This window comes from Chloroflexota bacterium (assembly GCA_035652535.1).
Taxonomy (GTDB): domain Bacteria; phylum Chloroflexota; class UBA6077; order UBA6077; family SHYK01; genus DASRDP01.
On the sequence record DASRDP010000067.1, the window covers coordinates 1 to 5,348 of the forward strand.

4 protein-coding genes are annotated in these 5,348 nt (G+C 66.6%); 3 read left to right on the forward strand and 1 reads right to left on the reverse strand.

Features of this window, described 5'->3' with window-relative positions; translation table 11 throughout:
- The coding region (locus tag VFC51_07605; GenBank protein ID HZT06882.1) for an alpha-galactosidase at positions 1-2,011 on the forward strand (2,011 nt) is incomplete at its 5' end.
- 41 nt (positions 2,012-2,052) lie between these two features.
- On the forward strand, positions 2,053-2,910 hold the full coding sequence (locus VFC51_07610; GenBank protein ID HZT06883.1) for a class I SAM-dependent methyltransferase: 858 nt from the start codon (positions 2,053-2,055) through the stop codon (positions 2,908-2,910).
- 83 nt (positions 2,911-2,993) lie between these two features.
- On the opposite strand, the gene VFC51_07615 is transcribed toward VFC51_07610, so the two are convergent.
- On the reverse strand, positions 2,994-3,641 hold the full coding sequence (locus VFC51_07615; protein HZT06884.1) for an ABC transporter substrate-binding protein: 648 nt from the start codon (positions 3,639-3,641) through the stop codon (positions 2,994-2,996).
- 132 nt (positions 3,642-3,773) lie between these two features.
- Between VFC51_07615 and VFC51_07620 the strand changes: the two genes are divergently transcribed.
- Positions 3,774-5,150, forward strand: a complete 1,377-nt coding sequence (locus VFC51_07620; protein ID HZT06885.1) for an APC family permease — start codon at positions 3,774-3,776, stop codon at positions 5,148-5,150.
- Positions 5,151-5,348: the final 198 nt, after the last annotated feature.

The window sequence follows — 5,348 nt, forward strand, 5'->3', positions numbered from 1 at the left end:
CCGCCGGTCCGTCGCTGATTACCGGACCAGTGACGGCGTCGGGGGCGCGACCGTCGCCGTGACGGCTGCGACCAGCCATCCGTCCTTGATCTACGAAGTGTCGTCGAACGGGCTCGCACCAGAAGGCTTCACCTTCTTCACACCGGGAAGTGGCGGGTTGGATCTTCCGGGACCAGTGGACCTTTTCACCCTCCTCAGCGTTGGCGTCGTTCAACGGACCATCTCGCCCGGCGATGCGCCGCTGTCGATCCCTCTACCGGCCGGGGGCCCACTCCTGGTGTGGAGCGCCGGCGCCCAGCACGGGTACGTTCTGAGTTTGCTGGACGAGACCGTGGGGCGAGGCGTTCTGTACCTCGCGTATCCCGAGGATGGACGGTTCGAGCTGAGCGCCGAGGTCCGCCCGCGCGCGGCGGAGCCCGACTCCGCGCCTCGCCTCTACGTACAGCGAGTCGAGACGCCAGAGCCTGGCCCAGCCTTCGCCGACTACCGCGCAGTCCTTGATCGGATCGCGCCGTCCCCCGACGTCCCTCCGAGCTTTCGACAGATGTGGAACAGCTGGTACGTGTACGGCGGCGACGTGGACGAGAACGCGCTGCGCGCGCAGGTCGATACCATCGCGGACCGCTTCGGTGACCTCGGGCCCTGGACCATCACGATCGACGCGGGCTGGTACCGCGCCGGTGATGATCCAGATGGCGAGCTCGGGCTCGTGGACTCGGACAAGTTCCCCTCTGGGATGCGTGACTTGATCGACTATGCGCACGCTCGCGGCGTCGCCGTCGTCCTGTACGCATCGGCGCCGTGGGTGGACACGCATCCGGACGCGGATTGGTGGGTTGTCCTTCGGGGATTTGTGCGTGACCATCCAGACTGGCTGATCCCGATCGAGGAGGACGATGAGGGAGGCACCTACGTTTACGACCTGGCCAATCCGGACGTTCGCGACTACTTTGAGGACCTTGCACGACGTTTCGTGGTGGACTTCGACGCGGATGGGGTGGCGCTGGACATGGTAGGCGTCATCGGACGCGATGGTGGTCCGTTTCGAGACGAGACCGTCCCCCTCGAGGATCTGCTCTCCGTAGCGTCTACACCCGGCGTTGCGCAGACGATGGCCGTCTATCGCCTCATGTGGTCGGCGCTCACCCGTCACGATCCGGACGCTTGGATCGAGGGTAACTACGCCGCGCCTCCGCTGGCGCGAAGCTATGCTCGCACATGGCATCTCGCGGACGACTATCCCGCCTTCTCCCATCCATTTCCGTACGCGGGCCTCGTCGAGCAGATCACCCACGCTATCCTGGGGCAGCAGCTCCAGGGTCGTCGTCCGAACCTGGGATACATCTTCGGCGGGGACGACTATGCCGAGATCCAGCGCCAGTGGCTCGCCGCCGCCGTGGCGATGCAAGCGGAGGTGGTGGTCAGCGTCGATCTCACGACGCTTCCCAGTCGCACGGAGCGGATGTATCGCGAGTACCTCGCGGCCCTTCGTCCTTTTGCCGAGCGCCCGATTTTTGGCAGCGGGGTGCCACCCGAGACCTTCGCGACGACGATCGATGGTACGACCTACCTCGGCCTGCTCAACCTGGCCCGATGGCCGCGCACGATGACGGTCGACCTGACCGCCTACGGTGTAGCGCCGACCGGCACTGTGGTCGCGTTCGATCCCGAGACTCGGCGGGCCTTCACAAGCGGCGCCGACCTGACAACAACGGTGCCTGCCCGGCATCTCCGGCTCCTGGCGCTACGTCGCGCACCGGGCGTTCTGTGGGGCGACCGGAGCTGGTCCGTGGGGCCGGGCGGGGCCCTCGATATTCACGTCCAGCCCGCCCCCGTGGACAGCGGCCAACTCTGGGTCTATGCGCCCGGAGTTGCTATCGTCAGCGTCGATGGGTCGGACACCGCCGGCTCGCGCATGGATGATGGGAACGGCGTGCTGACCGTGCGGGTGCCGGACGGAGGGGCCCACGACATTCGCGTTGCGCTCGCCTCTCCCAGCACGCCGTTCTGAGCACATATCAGGTCGGAGCCAAGCAGCTTCGTGGAGGATGCATGAGCGCTCTTGCTTCGCCCATCTGCGCCGGGGGCGTCGATTGGGTCGAACACTGGGTCCAGCTTGTGGAGCATCGGCGTGACGTGATCGAGGGCCTGGCACGCCAGGGACCTCAGACGCGATTCTGGGACACCCGGGCTGAGCGGTTTGCGAGGCGGGTAGAAGCCACAGATCCGAAAACGGACCCGCTGACCCTTGCGCTGCTGGACCTGGTCCATCCCGGAGACACCGTGCTCGACGTCGGCGCCGGCACCGGCCGGTACGCCGTGCCCCTGGCGCAAGTCGCCGCTCACGTGACGGCGGTCGAGCCCGCGGAATCGATGCGCGCCGAGCTCGAGCGCACGCTGGTGGCCCATGGCTGCGACAACGTCTCGGTCGTTCCAAGCCGTTGGGAGGACGCGGCCGTCGAACCAGCGGACGTGGTCCTCTGCGCCAACGTGCTCTATCCCATCGCCGACGTCGTCCCCTTCGTTCAAAAGCTCGACGCCCACACGCGCCGTACGAGCGTCATTATCATCCGCGTCGACCAGATGGGCACGATGGTCGACCCGCTGTGGGAGGAGATCTGGGGTGTGCGACGGCCTCCCGAGCCGGGGCTCCTGGACCTCTACAATCTCCTCTTCTCCATTGGCATTCGCGCGAACGTCAGGCTTGCCCGCCGCGCCGACGCCCAGCGTTACCGAGACACCGACGACGCGCTGGCTCAAGCGCGCAATCAGCTCTTTCTTCCAGCGGATCACCACGAGCACGACGATCGGATTCGGGCGCATCTGGAACGCGTTCTCGTTCCGAGTGGCTCGGGGTTTGACGCTCCGTCGAGCCCCCAGTACGGGCTCGTCTGGTGGACCAACGAGTAACGGAGTGGCGGAGACGTGGCCGTCGGCCGTCCCTCCCGGTGGCGCCGAGCGCGTCGTGGTGGCGCGATCCCCCGTTCGCCCAGCTAGACGTACACGTTGCGCGCGTGCTCGCGCTGGAGCCGATCGGGCCACTGCTCCTTCGCCGGCACGAACTCCGTGCGCGGGAGCGGCGGCACGAAGGACGGCGTGAAGAGCGAATCCGCGTCGATGAAGGGCTGATTCCAGTGCACCGTGATTGTCCGGTCGTCGCTCACATCGTAGCCGTCGAGGAAACGCAGGTTGGCATTCACGGTGTGGGGCAGGTCTTTGTCCTGGTCGACTTCCAGAGCGAAGGCCAGATCGCTTGAGGTCAATGGCGTGGTGTCGTGCCAGACGGCGCCGGACTTGATGCGCCAGGTTGTGTCCATTCTGCCGTCAGCAAGGAGCTGCCACTGGCCGTTCTCGATGGTGGGTACGTCTTCGGCGAGCTGGGGAATGCGGACCGCCTTGTCGTCGAAGACCGTCAGTCCGGAATCGACCAGCATGTCCAACACGTCGAGGCCGGGTGGCGTGCCCGAGGCCGCCTGCAACACCACCGTTGGCGGGTCTACCATGAGCGCCGCGACGACCCGCTTGGGCGCGGCGTTCCCCGATGGCGCGGCCGACGACGACGGTGCTTGCTGCGCTGGCGATGCGCAGGCGATGACGAGCGCAGCGCCCAGGGCCGCGCACCAGAGCTTGCCGAGGGCCATCCGATCACTCCATCCGCCGTCAGCCTGATAGGATACCCCGGGTTTGTGCCCGCGTTCCCACCCGTGTCATCGATCGTGGAGGAGCGCACTGTCTCTGCCAGCCGGCAGCAACACAGGCGGGTGTAGGCGAGCGTGGATAGCCGGGACGGTTTGACCGGTCTCCTCAGAGGTAGCGCCGCCGCCGGACTCCGCCGGGACCTCAATGCCCTCGACTTCACGCTCCTCGTGCTCGGGGCGGAGATCGGCGCGGACGTCTACATCGTGGCGTCTCTCGGCGCCGGGTACCTGGGTCCGGCCCAGATGGCCGCATGGGCCGTTGCTGGGGTCATGGCGGCCCTCATCGTGCTCGCCTTCATGCAGTGCGCCGTCATCTACCCGGAGGTGGGCGGGACGTACGCGTACGTGCGCCATGCATATGGGTCGCTGGCCGGCTTCACGGCCGGCTGGAGCCTGTACCTGGGAGAGGTCGTGCTCCTACCGGTCTTTCCGACGGCGTTCCTGAATTACGTGACCTACTTCGTCCCGGGCCTGGGCGAGCCAGCGCGACTGTCGATCATTGTGGGGCTCGTCGCCTGCGTGACGGTGGTCAACATCGTCGGCGTCCGGGCGAGCGGTCGGCTCAACGACGTTCTGACCCTGGCGAAGCTGATCCCACTGCTCGTCCTGATCGGCGCAGGAATCGCGACGGCCGTTGCGCGCCCGGGTTTGGTGAGCCAGAGGCTCGAGCCGTTCGCTCCCCTGGGGTGGGGTGGATTTGGACCCGCCGTGATCCTCATCTTCCTCGCCTACGCGGGTTTTGAGCTCGCGGTCCTGCCCGCGAGCGAAATACAGGAGCCGCGCAAGACGATGCCGCGTGGACTGCTCACGGCTGTGTCCATTTGCACCCTCGTGTATCTCCTCACAACGTTCGCGACGACGGTGGCGGTCCCGTGGCAGGACGCGGCTCGGTCCTCACACCCCCTGGCCGACGCCCTGGATTCGCTCACGCGGGAGCTGGGCTGGGCCGGGTTGCCGTCAGGAGTATTGATGAGCCTCGGCGGGCTGGTCAGCATATCGGCGGCATTCGACGTATACACGCTGAGCGTGGCGCGGCTGAGCTATGCAATGGCCGCCGACGGATTTCTCCCACGGCCATTCGCCTGGGTCTCTCCCCGGTTCGGAACGCCTGTGGTAGCCCTCGTCGTCCAGGGGATTTTTGGGATCGCTGCGGGTCGTGTTTTGGAGCTGTCTCGCTTGATCGACGCGGGGATGTTCCTGATTGGACTCTGCTACGCGGCCACCAGCCTGGCCGCGATCCGACTCGTGTCCCGGCATCCCGATCAGAGCCTGCGCGTCCCCGCGCTCCGTGTGCTGCTGGCGCTGGGTGGCGCAGCAGGACTCTACCTCGCGCTTCAGGCCCCCGTGGGGCTGAAGCTCACCGGGCTTGCCGTCGTTGGGCTCGGGGTCGGCCTCTACTGCGCGCGCGCCGCCGTCGTCCGCATAATCCGGGTCGGGCAGGCGAGACGTTAGAGATGGATTCGTACCCCCGCGCGGATGTTCTCCGGGGATGGCCAGATGCGGTTGCCTCCGAGCAGCGCACAACACCAGATTGGTGATGCGCCAACAGATGGTATCCACTCCAAGGGCCAAGGCGGACGCTGACGTCGTCGAGTAAGAACGGGATAGGGAAGCGGATGGCCTCGTCGATGTTCGGCAGTTCGGCTTTGA

What these genes read in the sequence shown, in the direction of transcription:
- VFC51_07615 (HZT06884.1), bottom strand. Translation starts at nt 3,641, where the DNA reads ATGGCCCTCGGCAAGCTCTGGTGCGCGGCCCTGGGCGCTGCGCTCGTC.
- VFC51_07610 (HZT06883.1), top strand. Translation starts at nt 2,053, where the DNA reads ATGAGCGCTCTTGCTTCGCCCATCTGCGCCGGGGGCGTCGATTGGGTC.